Consider the following 17,404-nt stretch of genomic DNA (forward strand, 5'->3'; position numbering starts at 1 on the left):
CGGGGCCGGCCCGGCGAGCGCGCGCGGCGCGCCGGCGTCCGCCGCCGCGCGGAACATGCCGAGCAGCCGCGCGAGGTCGCGCTGCTCGTCCGCTTCGAGCGGCACGGCGGTGGAGATGGTCTCGATGGTGTGCGTCATCTCGCGGATGCTGGCGGCGGGGGCGCCCGCGAGCATCGCCGGCACGGCGTCGATGGCCGCTTCCGGCGCGAGCCGGAGCAGGCTGGCCTGGCGCCGTACCATCTGCTTGAAGGCGGCCAGGCCTTCGGCGTTGTGCAGGCCGGGCCGTGCCTTGCCGTGCTGGGCGTCGTGCGCGGCGTGCAGCGAGCGCGCGAGGTTGAAGCGGCGCTCGTCCGCCTCGCCCTGCGAGTGGAGGATGTACAGCATGGCGCGCACGCCGGCTTCGAGCAGGCCGCCCTTGCCGATCTCGCCGCGCAGCTTTTCCATCTCCGCGGCGACGAAGGCGCGGTGTTCCGGCGTGGTGCCGGGATGCTGCCGCGCGGCCGCGCCGTCGGCGTGGTTCAGGCCGGCCAGCGCCTGCACCCACGGGTTGCCGTAGATGGCTTCGAAGGTCTTCTCGCAGGCGTCGTCGCGCACGTCGCGCCACTGGTCGAGCGCGGCCACGATGGCGTCGGACCAGACGTTCTGCATCAGCAGCAGCGGGTTGTCTTCCGGCACCGGCTCGCGCTGCTCGCGCACCTGTTCGGCCATCTGCGCGATGCCGCTGGCCAGCGGGCTGCGGTCCGACCACAGCTGGTAGGACACGCGCAGCGGCTGCAGCGCCTGCGTCCACCATGCCGACTGCGGCGTCACGCAGGCGCGCACCAGCGGCTGCAGCACGCTGCGGTACAGGCCGAGGTTGACCTCGGACACGCGCGCGGCGGTGGCGAAGCGCCAGTCGCTCTCGGCGTCGGGCTGCACGATCTTGCGCACGTCCTCGATGCCGCGCACCGCGATGGAGAGCATGTACGGGCCGTCGACCAGGCCGCCGCCCGGCGTGTCGGCGGTCTTGTCGTTGATCTGCGCCTGGTAGAGGCCGGCGGGCAGCACGTCGATCAGGTCGATGTTGCTGACGAACTCGCGGTGTTCCTTGCGCCCGGTGCTGCCCGAGACGAAGATGCCGAGATGGCCGATGCTGTCGTGCGTGGCGTAGACGATGGTCTGGTCGTGGCCGAGCACGTCGCCGTCGTCGCGGTACAGGTCGGTGATCCAGCCCAGCGCCTGCGGCGGCGGCGTGATGTTGTCGCCGTAGGAGCAGAACACCACGATCGGCGAGCGGATGTGGCGCAGGTCCAGCCGCGTACCGTCCGAGGTGATCAGCTCCGCGGTGGCGAGCTTGTTGCCGACGAACAGGTTGTCGACGATGTACTGCATCTCCACCGCGTTGAGGAAGACGTGGCCGCCCCAGTATTTCTCGAAGCCCAGGTAGCGCGGCGCCTCGGTGTCGACGTTGGCGTAGAGCTGGTACGACTTGCCCCACAGCGTGTTGGCCGGGTTGAGGTTCTCGAAGTTCTGCACCAGCCAGGCGCCGTCGAAGCGGCCGTTGCCGAGGTCGCCGGTCAGCGCGGTGAGCCAGCTCCCGCCGAGCAGCCCGCCGGAGTAGCGCATGGGGTTCCTGCCGCGCCAGCCGGCCCAGTACGACAGCGGCGCGCCGGCCAGGATGATGGGGCCGAACAGTTCCGGGCGCATGGCGGCGGTCATCATCACCTGCCAGCCGGCCTGGCAGTTGCCGATCACGGCCGGCTTGCCGATGCTGCCCGGATGCAGCGCGATCACCTTCTCCAGAAAGGCGGCTTCGGCCAGCATCACGTCTTCCACGGTCTGGCCCGGCACCGGGTCCGGCAGGAAGCCGATGAAGTAGCACGGGTGGCCGGTGCGCAGCGCGGCGCCGATCTCGCTGTCGCGCTTGAAGCCGCCGATGCCGGGGCCGTGCCCCGCGCGCGGGTCCACCACCACGAACGGGCGCTTGCCGGGCACGGTGGGCACGTCCTCGGGCGCGGCGATGCGCACCAGGCCGTAGTTGACCGGGCGCGGCAGCTCGCGGCCATCCATGATGATCTCGGCGGCGAAGTCCAGCACGTTGGGCACGGCCTCGGCCAGGTGGGCCTGGTACTGGTTGCCGCGCTGGCGCATCACGTCGGCGTACAGCACGCCGCGCTGCAGGGCATCGGTGACGTAGGCGGCGGCCGCGCCCCAGCCGAAGCCGGGATAGCGCGATGCGGGTTGCTGGCTGGCGTATTCCTTGGATGACATGGCGGTCTGGCTCCTGGAAGGCAACGCGCCGGGGACCTGCGCGAATGCGGTGAAAGCGGTGAAGGCGACGGATATGGCGGATGCCGGGTTCAGGCCATCTGGCTGATGGTCCTGCGGAACCGCCGCAATGAAATCACGAACAGCACGGCGCCGATGGCCAGCAGCGCGAGGAACTGCGGCCACACCACGCCGGGCCCCGCGCCGCGGAACAGGATGGCCTGGCTGAGCTCGACGAAATGCGTGGTGGGCGCGGCCAGCATCAGGTTCTGCACCAGCACCGGCATGCTCTCGCGCGGGGTGTTGCCGCCCGAGAGCATCTGCAGCGGCAGCAGCACCAGGATCAGCAGCATGCCGAACTGCGGCATGCTGCGCGCCAGCGTGGCGAGGAAGATGCCCATCGCGGTGGTGGCGAACAGGTGCAGCGCGGCGCCGGCGAGGAACAGCGCCACCGAGCCGCCGATCGGCACGTGCAGCGCGCCGTGCACGATCAGCAGCAGCGACAGCGCCGCCGCGACCAGCACCACCAGCCCCATCGACCACACCTTGGCCAGCATGATCTGCGCGGGCGTGACCGGCATCACCAGCAGGTGCTCGATGGTGCCGTGCTCGCGCTCGCGGATCAGCGCGGCGCCGGTCAGGATGATCGACAGCATGGTGATGTTGTTGACCACCTGCATCAGCGCGCCGAACCACGCCTGCGTCAGCGTGGGGTTGAAGCGCACGCGCACGGCCAGGTCCACCGGCAGCACCGCCGTGTCGCGGTAGCGCTGCAGGAACTCGCGCACCTCGCCCGAGACGATCTGCTGCACGTAGCCGTTGCCGGTGAACGCCTGGCTCATGCGGGTGGCGTCCACGTTGAGCTGCACCACGGCCGCGCGCCCGCCCAGCAGGTCGCGCTGGAAGTTGGGCGGGATGTTGAGCGCGAAGGTGTAGTCGCCGGCGTCCATGCCGGCGTCCTCGGCCGACGAGGTGATCATGCGCGGCGGCGTGAACTGCGGCGGGAAGAACGCCGAGGCGATGCGCGCCGACAGCGGCGAGTGGTCCTCGTCGACGATGGCGATCGGCGCCAGGTGCAGCGTGTCGGGCTGCGCGGTGGCGGCGGAGTAGACCGAGGCGGTGAAGGTGTAGACGATCAGCACCAGCATCGTCAGGTCGCGCGCCAGGCTCCACAGCTCCTTGCAGCCGAGCCGGTAGACGTTGACCAGCATGCGCAGCCACCGCTGCCCGCGCATGCCGGCCGGCCCGGCCGCCAGCGCTGCGGCCCGGGTGCCCGTGGCGGATGCGTTCGGCGTCGGCGCCATCACTTCTCCTGCTTGTCGAGCAGCATGATCGTGGCGCCGAGGATCACCGGCACCGACACCAGCAGCGGCCAGAAGGCGGCGTGCAGGTCGGCGAAGCCCAGCGCCTTGTTGAACACGCCGCGGCTGATGATGAGCATGTAGGTGGCGGGATAGAGCTCGCCGATCAGGCGCGCGCTGCCCTCCATCGAGGACACCGGCGTGAGCATGCCGGCGAACTGGATCGCGGGGATCATGGTGCCGATGATGGCGAAGAACATCGCCGCGATTTGGCTGCGCGTGAAGGTCGAGGCCAGCAGCCCGATGCCGGTGGCCACCACGTTGAATATCAGCACGGCCGCCAGCAGCGCGAGGAAGTTGCCCTTGACCGGCACGCCGAACACGGTCACGGCCAGCAGCGCCATGAGCAGGAAGTTGAGCATGGCCAGCAGCACGTAGGGCAGCTGCTTGCCGATCAGGAACTCGGCGCGCGTGACCGGCGTGACGTACAGGTTGAGGATGGAGCCGAGCTCCTTCTCGCGCACCACCGACAGCGCGGTGAGCATGGCCGGCAGCATCAGCAGCAGCAGCGGGACCACCGCCGGCACCATCGCGGGCAGGCTCTTGACGTCGGGGTTGTAGCGGTAGCGCGTCTCGATCGAGAAACCCGGCGCGGCGCGCTGGCCGAGCCGCTCGCGCGCCTGCGTCTCGAGCCAGTTCTGGTGCATGCCCTGCACGTAGCCCTGCACGGTCTCCGCGCGCGAGGGCATGGCGCCGTCGATCCACGCGCCCACCTGCACCGCCTTGCCGCGCGCCGCGTCGCGCGCGAAGCCGGGCGGGATCTCGATGGCCAGCGACAGCTCGCCGCTGCGCATGCGGCGGTCCAGGTCGTCGTAGTCGGTGATGGGCGCGTGCTCGATGAAGTAGCGCGAGCCGGCGATGTTGAGCGCGTAGTTCTGGCTCAGCGTGGTCTGGTCGCGGTCGAGCACGGCGTAGCGCAGGTCTTCCACGTCCATGCTGATGCCGTAGCCCATCACGAACATCAGCACCACCGAGCCCACCAGCGCCAGCGTGGCGCGCACCGGGTCGCGGCGCAGCTCCAGCGTTTCGCGCCACAGGTAGCTGATCATGCGGGCCGGCGAGAACCAGAGGCGCCGGGCCGGCGCCGCGGCGGGCGAGGCCGGTGCGGTCACGGAGTCGGCCGCCGAATCGAGTACCGGCGCGGCAGCCTGCGCCTCGGCCGGCGCGCCGCCGCCGGCTTCCACCAGGTAGTCGATGAAGGCGTCTTCCAGCGTGGCCGCGCCGCGGTCGCTGACGATGCGCGCGGGCGGGTTGCTGACCAGCACCTTGCCGGCGTGCATGAGCGAGATGCGGTCGCAGCGCGCGGCCTCGTTCATGAAGTGGGTGGAGATGAAGATGGTGACGTGGTCCTGCCGCGACAGCGCGATCAGCAGGCGCCAGAAGCTGTCGCGCGCCACCGGGTCCACGCCCGAGGTCGGCTCGTCGAGGATCAGCAGCTCCGGCTTGTGCACCATCGCCACGGCCAGCGAAAGGCGCTGGCGCATGCCCAGCGGCAGGCTGTCCGGCAGACTGCCGAGCACGTCGCCGAGCGCGAAGCGCGCCACCATCTCGTCCACGCGCGCGGGCACCTCCTCCTCGGGCACGTGGAACAGGCGCGCGTGCAGCACCAGGTTCTGCTGCACGGTGAGCTCGCTGTAGAGCGAGAACGCCTGCGACATGTAGCCCACGCGGCGGCGCGTGTCGATGTCGCGCGGGTCCACCTCGTTGCCGAACAGCCAGGCCTGCCCTTCGCTGGCCGGCAGCAGGCCGGTGAGCATCTTCATGGTGGTGGACTTGCCGCAGCCGTTGGAGCCGAGGAAGCCGAAGATCTCGCCGCGGCGGATGCGGAAGTCGACGTGGTCCACCGCGACGAAATCGCCGAAGCGCATGGTCAGGCCCCTGGCCTCGATGGCCACGGGCGTGTCGTCGCCGATGCGCAGCGGCGCGATCTCCACCGGCTGGTAGCCGCGCTTCTTGTCGTCCGGCAGCAGGCCGACGAAGGCGGATTCCAGGTCCGCCGCTCCGGTGCGCGCGAGCAGCTCCGCCGGCGTGCCGGTGGCGAGCACCTTGCCGGCGTCCATCGCCACCAGCCAGTCGAAGCGCTGCGCCTCGTCCATGTAGGCGGTGGCCACCAGCACGCTCATGCCGGGCCGCTCGCGGCGGATGCGCGCGATCAGGTCCCAGAACTGCGCGCGCGCGAGCGGGTCCACGCCGGTGGTGGGCTCGTCGAGGATCAGCAGGTCGGGGTCGTGGATCAGCGCGCAGCACAGGCCGAGCTTCTGCTTCATGCCGCCCGAGAGCTTGCCCGCGGGCCGCGCCAGGAACGCGTGCAGGCCGGTGCTGCGGGTGAGGTCGTCGATGCGGCGGCGGCGCTCGGCGGCGTCATGGCCGAACAGGCGCGCGAAGAACTGCAGGTTCTCTTCCACCGACAAGGTGGGATACAGGTTCTTGCCCAGCCCCTGCGGCATGTAGGCGATGCGCGGGCAGACCGCGTCGCGGTGCGCGCGGCTGGCCATGTCGCCGCCGAGCGCGTGCACGGTGCCGTCCTGCACGGCGCGCGCGCCGGCCACCAGCGCCAGCAGGCTCGACTTGCCCACGCCGTCCGGCCCGATCAGGCCGATCATGCGGTCGGCCGGAATGTCGAGGTCGACGCGGTCGAGCGCCACGGTCTTGCGTCCATAGCGCAACGAGACGCCGGCCAGGCGCACGACGGCGGGAACGCGCCCGTCGGCCATCGCCTACTCCGGCACCGTGACCGCGAGGCTGGCCGGCCAGGCCACCTTCGGGTCCACGCGCACCCAGGCCACGCCGGGCAGGCCGGTCTTGACCAGCTTGAGGTGCTTCTGCAGCAGCTCGCGGCTGATCTGCGCCTTGACGCGGAACATCAGCTTCTGGCGCTCGCTGGCGGTCTCCACGGTCTTGGGCGTGAACTGCGCGGTGCTGGAGACGAACGAGATGGTGGCCGGGATCACGTACTGCGGCGCGGCGTCCAGCACGATGCGCGCCTCCGAGCCCATCGCCAGCCTGCCGGCCTGCGCCTCGGGCAGGAACAGCGTCATGTAGACGTCGGACAGGTCGACCAGGTTGAGCACCTTGCCGCCGGCGGCCAGCACTTCGCCGGGCTGCGCCACGCGGTATTGCACGCGGCCGTCGCGCGGCGCCTTGAGCTCGCTGTCGGTGATGTCGGCCTCGATGCGGTTGATGGTGGCCTGGGTGGCTTCCACCGTGGAGCGCGCGCCGACCACCTGGGCGCGGGCCGCTTCCACCGCGGACTGCGCCGCCGCCACCTGCGCGCGGGCCGCCGCCACCGCGGCGCGCGCGCTGCGGGCGCGGGCGCGGTCGTCGTCGAGTTCCTGGATCGAGGAGGCGCCTTCCTTCGACAGCGTCTCCGAGCGCGACAGCCGGCGCTCGGCCGCGTCCAGCTCGGCCTCGCGCTGCGCCAGCAGCGCTTCCGAGGTGGCCTTGTCGCTCAGGCGCGCGGCGGCCTGCGCCTCGGCCGCGGCCACGCTGTTGATGGCCTGCTGGTGCTGCGCGCGCGCTTCGTCGCGCTGGGCCTGCAGCACCTGCACCTGCATGCGCGCCAGCGGCTGGCCGGCTTTGACGAAATCGCCCTCGAAGACCAGGATGTCGTCCACGCGGCCGGCCAGCTTGGTGGCCACGTCGACCTCGGTGGCCTCGATGCGGCCGTTGCCGCTGGTGAAGCCGGGGCCTGGGCCGGTGTCCCGGAGCGAGGTCCAGGCGTACCAGCCGCCGGCGGCGGCGGCCAGCGCGATCAGGACGGGAACCAGCTTCTTGGCGGGAAATTTCATCGGGAATGACCTTGGCTCATTGCGGGGGAGGCGCGGGCGCGGGCGCGGACCGGGCGGCGTCGACGGCGGTGCCGCCGCCGCCCAGCGCCGCATAGAGGCTGACGCGGCTGGCCAGCAGCGCGCGGCGCGACTGCACGGCCTGCTGCTCGACGGCGAGCAGGTCGCGCTCGGCGTCCAGCACTTCGAGGAAAGCGGCGGCGCCGTGGTCGTAGCGCAGCTTGGCCAGGCGCGCGCGCTCGGCCTGCGCGGCCTGGGTGGCCTGCAGGATGTCCACCTGCTCGGCCAGCCAGCGGCGCGCGGACAGCGCATCGGCCACGTCGCGGAAGGCGCCCTGGATGGTGCGCTCGTACTGCGCCACGGCCTCGGCGCGCTGTGCCTCGGTCAGCGCGAGGTTGGCGCGCAGGCGGCCGCCCTGGAAGATCGGCAGCGTGATGCTCGGCGCGAAATTCCACGCCAGGCTGCCGCCGCGGAACAGGCCGCTGAGGTCCGCGCTGGCGGTGGCGAGCGAGCCGGTCAGCGTGATCTGCGGAAAGAAGGCCGCGCGCGCCGCGCCGATGTTGGCATTGGCCGCGCGCAGCTGGTGCTCGGCGGCGACGATGTCGGGCCGGTTCTCCAGCAGCGCGGACGGCAGGCCCGGCGCCAGCTCGCGCATCAGCTCGGCGTCGTCGATCAGGCCGGTGGCGGGCGCCATGTCCACGGGCCGGCCCACCAGCAGCTCGAGCGCGTGCGCCTGCGCGGCGCGCTCCTGCTCGAGCTGCGCGGCCAGCGTGCGCGCCTGCTGCCACAGCGTGGTGACTTCGGTCAGCTCCAGCCGAGAGGCGGAGCCGACCTGCTCGCGCCGGCGGAAGATGCGCAGCGACTCGGCGCGGCTGTCGATGGTGCGCCGGGCCAGCATGATGCGCTCGTCCAGCTCGCGCAGCGCCAGGTAGGTCTGCGCGACCTGGGTGATCAGCCCTTGCCCGACCGCGCGCTGCGAGGCCTCGCTGGCGAGATAGCTGTCCAGCGCGGCGTCCTTGAGGTTGCGCACGCGGCCCCAGAAATCGAGTTCCCACGGGCTCAGCGCCAGGCCGACCTGGTACTGGCTGCTGATGACCGGGCGGCCGGTGAGGTTGAGGTCGCCGGGCACGCGCTGGCGCGTGTCCCCGGCCACGCCGGCAAGCGACGGGAACAGATCGGCCCGCTGGATGCCGTAGGCCGCGTAGGCCTGCGCCACGCGCGCGGCGGCAACGCGCAGGTCGCGGTTGTTGTCGAGCGCCTGCGCGATCAGCTCGCGCAAGGTGGGATCGGCGAAATAGTCGCGCCAGTCCAGCGCGGCGGCACTGGCGGCGGCCGGCTGCGCGGCGGCGTCGGGCTCCCACGACGCGCGCACCGGCAACGGTGGCCGCGTGTCGGGCGGCGCCATCGAGATGCAGCCGCCCAGCAAGGCGGCGAGCGCCAACGCCCCGGCGCAAGCCAGGATTGGCCTGGGGGCGGGCAGGCGGGCTGATGTCAGGGCGGGGGCTGGTGGCATCGGTTCCGTTGGGTCCGCGCGGGGCGCGCCGCGGTATGCGATGCGCCCCGGGGACGGGTGGCATCCCCCTGTAGGGGATTGCCTCATTCTAGGGAAAACCCTCCGATACATATCTGATATGTATCAAATGCCACAGTCTTCCTTCGCGGAATCCGGGAGCCGGCGCGGCCCGGCGCTCAGGTTGTGGGCGACCCGGATTTACGGCATAATCGCCGGCTTAGCGCAGTGCTGGCCAGCCGGGTTTCCCGGCACGAGCCGCCGGCACCCACTCCGCCCGAGTGGTGAAATTGGTAGACGCAGGGGACTCAGACCAAATTTGAGCCCTCCGGGGGAAACTCCAGAGGTGAAGCCCGTCAAACTCGGTGAAGGCCCTGGACTCAGGTCCGAGCTAATGCCGAGCCAAGCCCGCGAACCGAAAGGTTCAAGGGAAGGTGTAGAGAGCAGACGGCGGGCACCTACGGTCGCAAGACTATGGTGAAGGCGTGCTCCAGACCACGAACGCCCTGCCTCGCGCAGGTCGGCGGCGAAAGCCGAAGTGGGAAGAAAATCCCCCGCCGCAAGGCGTGCCGGTTCGATTCCGGCCTCGGGCACCAATTCGGAAGCCGCCTCTGTTCACGCAGAGGCGGCTTTTTCGCTTTTTTCATTTCCCGGCCGGCTGGCCGGCGCCCGTCAACGCGGCCTGCATCCGCTTCCACTCGCGCGGCGAGCTTCCCGTCTGCGCCTTGAACGCGCGCGACAGCGCCGCTTCGCTGCCATAACCCACCTCGTCGGCAATCAGCCGCAGCGCATGGCCGCGATGCAGGGCCAGTTGCGCGAGGCTGATGCGCCAGCCCTGCAGGTATTGGCCCGGCGTCAAGCCGACGACTTCGTGGAACGTATTGGCAAACACCGTGCGCGACATGCCCGCGGCGCCGGCCAGCCCTTCCAGCGTCCACTCCCGCGCGGGTTTTTCGTGCATCGCCACCAGGGCATGGCGCAGCCGCGGATGCGACAGGCCCGCGAGCAGCCCGGCCCTGGCATGGCCATGCTCCATCAGGTGGCGAAGGATCTGGATCAGCACCACCTCGAACAGACGATCCAGCAGCGCCTGCCGGCCGCAGCGCTCGGCGAAGGCTTCGTCGAACAGCAGCGCCAGCACGTCCTTCGCCCCTTCGATCCAGTTCAACGGCAGGCACACGAACGCCGGCAGCGCGGCGCAGATCGGATGTGAAACGCCCCCCTCGAACTTCAGGTTGGCGCAGGCGAAGTCCGCGCCGCGCGTCGCCTCGGTGATGAAGCGGTGCGACAGCGGGCGCGGATACAGCAAGAGGCTCGGCTCGCGCACGCGCGCGGCGACCTTGCCGTCGTTCACGACTTCCACCTCGCCCCAGCGCACCAGATGCAGCTGGCCGGTGTCCTCGGCGGTGAGGTCGCTGATGCCGCACAGCGCGCCGGTATTGAACACCTGCGCGGTGACGCTGAAACGCGCGAACAGCGCTTCGAGGCGGTCGACCATATCCGTACTCCAAGTCAATTTATCCGTACTTTATGGCACGTATCGTACCAAGAACGCGGGCAAAGTGGTACCTGCCAACCAGCACTCCCCAATGCTTCGGAGCGTGCCGGTGTCCACCGCAACGTCGGCGCGCCCCTGACGGCCGCCGAGCAAGCCACCTCTCACCGCACCAGGAGAATGACAATGAACATCCTCAAGAAAACCCGCGTGACCCGCATCGCCGCAGCCGCCGTGCTGATGGCCGCCGCATCCGCCGCCCTGGCCGGCAACGCCGGCGGCCCGCTGGTCGAAAGCCATGTGCAGGGCTTCCTCGACGCCCTCGCCAAGGGCGGTGGCCAGCCGATCGAGACCCTCGCGCCGGCCGATGCGCGCCAGGTGCTGCTCGGCGCGCAGAAAGGCGCCAAGCTGCCGCCGGCCGACGTGAGCGAAAAGACCATCAGCTACAACGGCCAGCCGCTGAAGCTGACCATCGTGCGCCCGCACGGCGCCAAAGGCGCGCTGCCGGGCTTCATGTTCTTCCACGGCGGCGGCTGGATCCTCGGCAGCTATCAGGACCACGAGCGCTTCGTCCGCGACCTCGTCGTCGATTCCGGACAGGAGGCGATCTTCGTGAACTACACCAGTTCGCCGGAAGCGCATTACCCGACCGCGATCAACCAGGAATACGCCGCCACCCAGTACGTGGACACGCACCGCAAAGAACTGGGCCTGGACGATCACGAACTGGCCGTGGTCGGCAACAGCGTCGGCGGCAATGCCGCGGCCGTGGTCGCGCTGAAGGCCAAGCTGGAAAACGGCCCCAAGCTGCGCTCGCAGATCCTGTTCTGGCCGGTGACGAACGCCAGCTTCGAGAACGCCTCGTATGACCAGTACGCCAACGGCTTCTTTCTCAGCAAGGGCATGATGAAGTGGTTCTGGGACGCCTACACCACCGACCCGAAGCAGCGCGCGGAAATCTACGCCTCGCCGCTGCTGGCCTCGCCCGAGCAGTTGAAGGGCCTGCCGCCGGCACTGATCCAGACCGCCGAGAACGACGTGCTGCGCGACGAGGGCGAAGCCTATGCGCGCCACCTCGACCAGGCCGGCGTGCCGGTGGTGTCGGTGCGCTACAACGGCATGATCCATGACTACGGCCTGCTCAACGCGCTGGCCGACGTGCCGGCGGTGCGCTCGGCGCTGCATCAGGCCAGCGAGACATTGCGCTCGAGCCTGGCTCGCTGACCGGCACGCCCCGGCAACAGGCGACACAGGCAACAAGCAACAAGCGCCAAAGCGCAGCCTGGCCGGCTGCGCTTTGGCGTTTCGGGAACGGCGAGCCGGCTGCGCGCACCGGAAACGGGCACGGAGCGCGTTGCCGCGCATGCCACCCCTCTTTCGTCGGGGTGGGAAATCGCGCAACAACGATGAATAAAGGGTAAACCCTTATATAATGGAAGGCTTTGCTGGCCACGGCGACTGCCGCCGCCAGCCACGCCGCGCGCGACCCGCGCCGCGGCCCGAATGCCCTTGCCGCAGCCCCGTCCCGACATGACATGGCTGCGTTTTTTCTGGCCGACGCGGCCAGGACAAGAACATCATCGCCACCATGCCAGCCGCCGCCACGCCAGACACCGAGCAGGTCCGCATCAATACGCTGCGGGCGCTGCGGATCCTCGACACGCCGCCCGACGAGCGGTTCGACCGCCTGACCCGGCTCGCGCTGCGGCTGTTCGACGTGCCGATCGCGCTGGTGAGCTTCGTCGACGCCGAGCGGCAGTGGTACAAGTCCATCTCGGGCATCGCGTTCCGGGAAACGCCGCGCAGTTCGTCGATCTGCGCCCACGCGATCCTCGGCAACGACATCCTGGTCGTACCCGACACGCTGCGCGACGACCGCTTCAAGGACAATCCGTTCGTGACCGGCAAGCCGCACGTGCGCTTCTATGCCGGCTACCCGCTGTCGGCCTCCAATGGCAGTAAGCTGGGCACTTTGAGCGTGCTCGACGACCGGCCGCGCGATTTCGGCGAGGAGGACCGCTCCCTGCTGCGCGACCTGGGACGGATGGCGGAGCAGGAACTGCTGGCGGTGGAGCTGGCCACGCACGATCCGCTCACGGACCTCGCCAACCGGCTCGGCTTCGTGGCGCTTGCCGAGAACATGCTGACGACGTGCAAGCGCCTGCGCAAGCCGGCGTCGCTGTTTTTCTTCGACCTGGACAATTTCAAGCAGATCAACGACACCTTCGGCCACGCGGTCGGCGACCAGGCGCTGTCGCAATTCGCGGACGTACTACGCGGCAGCCTGCGCGAAGGCGACATCATCGGCCGCCTCGGCGGCGACGAGTTCGTCATGCTGCTGGCCGGCGCGAACCGCGAGCAGTCCGACAAGATCGCCCGGCGCATCGAGCACCGCATCGCGGTGGAGAACCAGGGCGCCATGTGCCGCGGATACCGGCTGCAATACAGCGTCGGGCACATCGAGTTCGACGACAGGCGGCACGTCTCCGTCACCGACCTGCTTGCCGCGGCCGACGCCGCGATGTATGCCCACAAGCGCGCATCGCAGCGGGCGGCGCCGGCGGCGGCCGCGTGGCCCGCGCAAAGCATGACGGCCTAGGTCCGCGCGCGAACGCGCCGGCCCGGGCCCGGAACCGATTCCCCGCATCCCGTCACCGCGCCTGCCACAAGCAGCCGGTAACGTGCGATCCGCTTCTATCCGAAACGGCGTCGCGACGATGTATCGCACCACCAGCGGTAAACACCAAAGTACCAACAGACGATGGAACCATGCCAGCATTGCTCCCCGGCCCACAAGGCCGGGCCGCCACCGGATTGGCCCGGCGAGCACACTACCGCCCGCGCCGGCTCGGCCGCGCTGCGCAACAGCCGGGAGAGCCTGGTCCCGCCCGGCGCGCCCGAACCCGCGCTTGCCGGTTTCGCGCGGCAGGACTGGGATGCCCTCGACCCGTCGGTCCGGTGGGCCGCGGACCGGCGCGGCGCGCTCAGCCTGTTGCTGGACCCGGGCGACGGGACGGGCGAGAAGACGGGCAGCGAAGCGGGCAATGAAGCGGGCAATGAAAGCGATGACGAAAGCGGCGACGAAGCGGTCGGCTCGCTGCGCCAACGGCTGATCGGGCGGCGCTGGCGCGACCTGGTCCCGCGCGAAGACCATCCCATCATCGGGCGCGCGATCCGGCAGGCCCTGGCGAACGGGCGCCCGTTCGAGGTGCGCTGCCGCGTGGCCCTCGGCGACGGCGAAGCGCTGTGGTACCGCACGCGCGCGATCGCGCGCCGTGACAACGCCGGCCGCATCGCGAGCTGGCACGGCCGCAGCGAATGCATCCACGAGCGGATGCTGGCGGAAGCGGCATTGCGGGCCAGCGAGGAACACCACCGCTACACCGTGCAGCTCAATCCCGGCATGCCCTGGACCGCGTCGCCCGACGGCCTCGTCGAGGAAATCAGCCCGAAGTGGGTCGAGGTGACGGGACAGAGCGCGGAGGCCACGCGCGGCAACGGATGGGCAGACTCGCTCCACGCCGACGACATCGCCGCCGTCGTCGCCGCATGGCAGGCCGCGCTGCGCACCGGCGACCCGGTGGACATCGAATACCGCATCGAGACGCGCGACGGCGCCTACCGCTGGGTGCGGGCGCGCGCGCAGCCGCGCCGCGACGGCGCCGGCGAGATCGTGCGCTGGTACGGCACGCTCGAGGACATCGACGACCGCAAGGAAACCGAGAACGCGCTGCGCGAGAACGAGCAGCGCTTCCGCCTGGCCATCCAGGCGGCCGAGCTCGGCGTGTGGGACTACGACAAGCGCACCGGCCGCCAGGTCTGGTCCGACGAGCTGAAGGCGATCTTCGGCATCGCGAAGCACGAACAGCCGCAGGCCGAGACCGCATGCAGGCTCATCCATCCCGACGACCGGGAGCTGCTCAAGTCCGCGCTGGCCGCGCCCGACGACGGCAGCCGGCAGCAGGAGTTCGATGCGCAGCTGCGCATCCGCCGTGCCGACGACGGCCGCGAGCGCTGGCTGCGAACCAAGGGATGGAAGACGTTCCGCCCCTGCGGCGAGATGGCGCGCGCGCTCGTGACGTTCCGCGACGTGACCGACGAGCAGACCGCCGACGAGCGCATCCGCTGGATGGCAACCCACGACGCCCTGACCCGGCTGCCCAATCGCGCGGCGTTCCAGCACGAGATGGAGCGCCTGATCAAGCGCAGCGGCAGCGATCCCGATGCCGGCCCCGCCATCCTGATCGTGGACGTCGACGATCTCAAGGAAACCAACGACCAGATCGGCCATGACGCCGGCGACGCCCTGCTGCGCGCGCTGGCGGACCGCCTGCGCGAGGTGCTGCCCGCCCGCGCCTTCATCGCGCGGCTCGGCGGCGACGAGTTCGGCATCGCGCTGCCGTTCGCCACCCGCGCCGACATCGCCAGCCTGGGCGCCGCCATCGGCACGCGCCTGCGGCAGCCGCTCAGCTACGCGCAGCGCATCCTCGACTGCCGCGCCAGCATCGGCGTGGCCTGCCACCCGGAGCACGGCACCGGCGCGGCCGACCTGCTCAAGGCGGCCGACACGGCACTGTACGCGGCCAAGACCGGCAACCGCGGCCACCTGGCCTTCTTCCATCCCGACATGCGCCGCAAGGCGCGCTGCCGCACGGAGATGATCAAGTGCGCACGGCGCGCCGTCGACGAGAACCGCATCCGCCCGTACTACCAGCCGAAGGTCGATCTGCGCTCCGGCCGCGTGACCGGCTTCGAGGCACTGCTGCGCTGGCACGCGGGCGACGAACTGATGCTGCCGCCGGCCGGCATCGCCGCCGCCTTCGAGAACATGGAACTCGCGGACGAGCTGCACGAGCGCATGTTCCGCAGCATCCTAGCCGACATGCACCGCTGGCTCGACGCCGGCCTGCGCTTCGGCCGCATCGCCATCAATGCCGCCGCGGCGCAGTTCGTCCACGACGACTTCGCCGAGCAGTTCCTGTCCCGGCTGGCGGCCGAGCGCATCCCGGCCGACCGCTTCGAGGTCGAGGTGACGGAGACGGTCTTCCTCGGGCGCAGCGCGGAGGGCGTCGGCCGCGCGCTGCGCATGCTCAGCGCCGAGGGCGTGCGCATCGCGCTCGACGATTTCGGCACCGGCTACGCCTCGCTGACCCACCTCCAGGCGCTCCCCGTCCACGTCATCAAGATAGACCGCAGTTTCATGGCGGATCTCGACGAGCGGACCGGCAACGCCGCCATCGTCGAGGCGGTGGTCACGCTCAGCCGCAAGCTGGGCATGGAAACCGTCGCCGAGGGCATCGAGCACGCCGGCCAGTACGACTTCCTGCGGCGCTGCGGCTGCAACATGGGCCAGGGATTCCTGTTCAGCCCGGCGATCCCCGCCGAGCGGGTGCCGGCCATGCTGCTGCAGACGTGGAACGCATGACCCGCCTCGCGCGGCGGCGGCTCAGCGCGCCGCCTCCCCTTCCCCGTTGAGCAGGCTGCGCGGAATCAGCACGATCAGCACGCAGCTCACCAGCAGGCACGCGCCGAGCGCGTAGGTGCCGTTGTTGATGTTGCCGGTCAGTTCCTTGGCCATGCCGGTGATCATCGAGCCGGTGAAGCCGGACAGGTTGCCGATGGAGTTGATCAGCGCGATGCCGGCCGCGGCGGCGGGGCCGGACAGGATCTGGCCGGGGAAGGTCCAGTAGATCGGCATCAGCGCGAGAATGCCGCACGTGGAGATGGTCAGCAGGACGATCGACAGTTCCACGTGCCGCGCGAACGCGGCGCTCAGGATCAGGCCCACGCCGCCGATCAGCGCGGGCACCGCGGCGTGGAAGCGGCGCTCGCCGGTCTTGCGCGAATGGCGGGCGTTCCAGACCATCACGGCGATGGCGCTCAGGTAGGGGATCGCGGTGAGCAGGCCGATGTGGAAGGTGTTGGTCACGCCGGAGGCGCGGATGATCGACGGCAGCCAGAACGCGAGGCCGTAGAAACCGGTGTTGAAGGTCAGCAGGATGAAGGTCAGCAGCCAGACGCGCGGGTTCTTGAGCGCGGCGCCGACGCGGTGCGACTTGTTGCTGTTCTCGCGCGCGAGGTTGCGCTCGAGCACGGCCTTTTCCTCGTTGCTCAGCCATTTCGCCGAGCGGATGCCGTCGCCGAGCGCGAACAGCACCAGGAATGCCACCAGCACGGACGGGATGCCTTCGAGCAGCAGCATCCACTGCCAGCCCTGCATGCCGGCCAGGCCGTGCGTGCTTTCCATCAGCCAGCCCGAGATCACGCCGCCCACGGTGAGGCTCAGCGGGATCGCCACCAGGAAGCCGGACATCGCCACGCTCTGGCGCCTGGCCGGGAACCAGTAGTTCATGTACAGGATGACGCCGGGGAAGAAGCCGGCCTCGCACAGCCCCAGCAGGAAGCGCAGCGAGTAGAACATGGTGGTGGTCTGCACGTGGAACAGCTCCGCCAGCGGCACCACGAACGCCAGCGAGGACGACACGATGCCCCACGTGACCATGATGCGCGCGATCCAGAAGCGCGCGCCGAAGCGGTGCAGCAGCAGGTTGCTGGGCATCTCGAAGAGGAAATAGCCCCAGAAGAACACGCTGGCGCCGATGGCGTAGACGGTGTCGCTCATGCCGAGGTCGTCGAGCATCTGCAGCTTGGCGAAGCCGACGTTGACGCGGTCGAGGTAGGCCACCACGTAGCACAGCAGCAGCAGCGGCAGGATCCGCAGCATGACCTTGCGGTACAGGCGGTCTTCGGACGTATCGGCGGCCGCGGGAATGGCGGCGGCCTGCGTGATGGAGGGCATGAATTTGTCTCCCGTTTCTTATGATGGCTTCCGGCCCCACGCTGATGGCAGGGGTACCTTGCTGCCGCGCGGGAATGCGTTCGCGGCGGGCCGGAAGAGGTTCAGGCGGCGAATCCGTTCGCCGCGGGTCGGTCAGGACATCGGTCGGGCACCAGCCGCGGCGCGAAGCGCAGGGTGAGGCGGGAAGCCCGCGGCGATGCCGGCCAT

The 17,404-nt window shown here is 70.2% G+C and carries 10 protein-coding genes; 3 read left to right on the top strand and 7 right to left on the bottom strand.

Annotated elements, in window-relative coordinates:
- The 6 genes from K206_RS0106840 to K206_RS0106865 all read right to left on the bottom strand — a co-directional run.
- Positions 1–2,250, bottom strand: a 2,250-nt coding sequence (locus tag K206_RS0106840) for a DUF3141 domain-containing protein (protein WP_020201670.1), incomplete at its 3' end; no start/stop codon positions are given.
- An 89-nt stretch (positions 2,251–2,339) separates the two neighbouring features.
- Entirely contained in the window at positions 2,340–3,464 is a 1,125-nt protein-coding gene (locus K206_RS0106845; RefSeq protein WP_029043316.1) for an ABC transporter permease, read from the bottom strand.
- Between the two features lie 86 nt (positions 3,465–3,550).
- Positions 3,551–6,322 carry a ribosome-associated ATPase/putative transporter RbbA gene (gene rbbA, locus K206_RS0106850; protein ID WP_020201672.1) on the bottom strand — a complete coding sequence of 924 codons (2,772 nt, stop codon included), beginning with the start codon at positions 6,320–6,322 and terminating at the stop codon, positions 3,551–3,553.
- Between the two features lie 3 nt (positions 6,323–6,325).
- Positions 6,326–7,396, bottom strand: coding sequence for an HlyD family secretion protein (locus K206_RS0106855; protein ID WP_020201673.1), 1,071 nt, complete (start codon positions 7,394–7,396; stop codon positions 6,326–6,328).
- Between the two features lie 16 nt (positions 7,397–7,412).
- Entirely contained in the window at positions 7,413–8,906 is a 1,494-nt protein-coding gene (locus K206_RS0106860; protein WP_052165800.1) for an efflux transporter outer membrane subunit, read from the bottom strand.
- A 640-nt stretch (positions 8,907–9,546) separates the two neighbouring features.
- Positions 9,547–10,401, bottom strand: coding sequence for an AraC family transcriptional regulator (locus K206_RS0106865; protein ID WP_020201675.1), 855 nt, complete (start codon positions 10,399–10,401; stop codon positions 9,547–9,549).
- A gap of 183 nt (positions 10,402–10,584) precedes the next feature.
- Here K206_RS0106865 and K206_RS0106870 point away from each other — a divergent pair, with 183 nt between their 5' ends.
- The 3 genes from K206_RS0106870 to K206_RS37685 all read left to right on the top strand — a co-directional run bounded on the left by K206_RS0106870 (position 10,585) and on the right by K206_RS37685 (position 15,823).
- Positions 10,585–11,622, top strand: a complete 1,038-nt coding sequence (locus K206_RS0106870; RefSeq protein WP_020201676.1) for an alpha/beta hydrolase — start codon at positions 10,585–10,587, stop codon at positions 11,620–11,622.
- A 364-nt stretch (positions 11,623–11,986) separates the two neighbouring features.
- The gene (locus K206_RS0106875) at positions 11,987–12,997 is read left to right on the top strand and encodes a sensor domain-containing diguanylate cyclase (protein ID WP_020201677.1); all 1,011 of its coding nucleotides are present in this window, start codon (positions 11,987–11,989) and stop codon (positions 12,995–12,997) included.
- A 162-nt stretch (positions 12,998–13,159) separates the two neighbouring features.
- Positions 13,160–15,823 carry a bifunctional diguanylate cyclase/phosphodiesterase gene (locus tag K206_RS37685; RefSeq protein ID WP_020201678.1) on the top strand — a complete coding sequence of 888 codons (2,664 nt, stop codon included), beginning with the start codon at positions 13,160–13,162 and terminating at the stop codon, positions 15,821–15,823.
- Positions 15,824–15,844: 21 nt separating this feature from the next.
- On the opposite strand, the gene K206_RS0106885 is transcribed toward K206_RS37685, so the two are convergent.
- Complete coding sequence (locus tag K206_RS0106885) at positions 15,845–17,197, bottom strand: MFS transporter (RefSeq protein WP_020201679.1); 1,353 nt, start codon at positions 17,195–17,197, stop codon at positions 15,845–15,847.
- Positions 17,198–17,404: the final 207 nt, after the last annotated feature.

The organism is Cupriavidus sp. WS (assembly GCF_000395345.1).
GTDB lineage: Bacteria > Pseudomonadota > Gammaproteobacteria > Burkholderiales > Burkholderiaceae > Cupriavidus > Cupriavidus basilensis_B.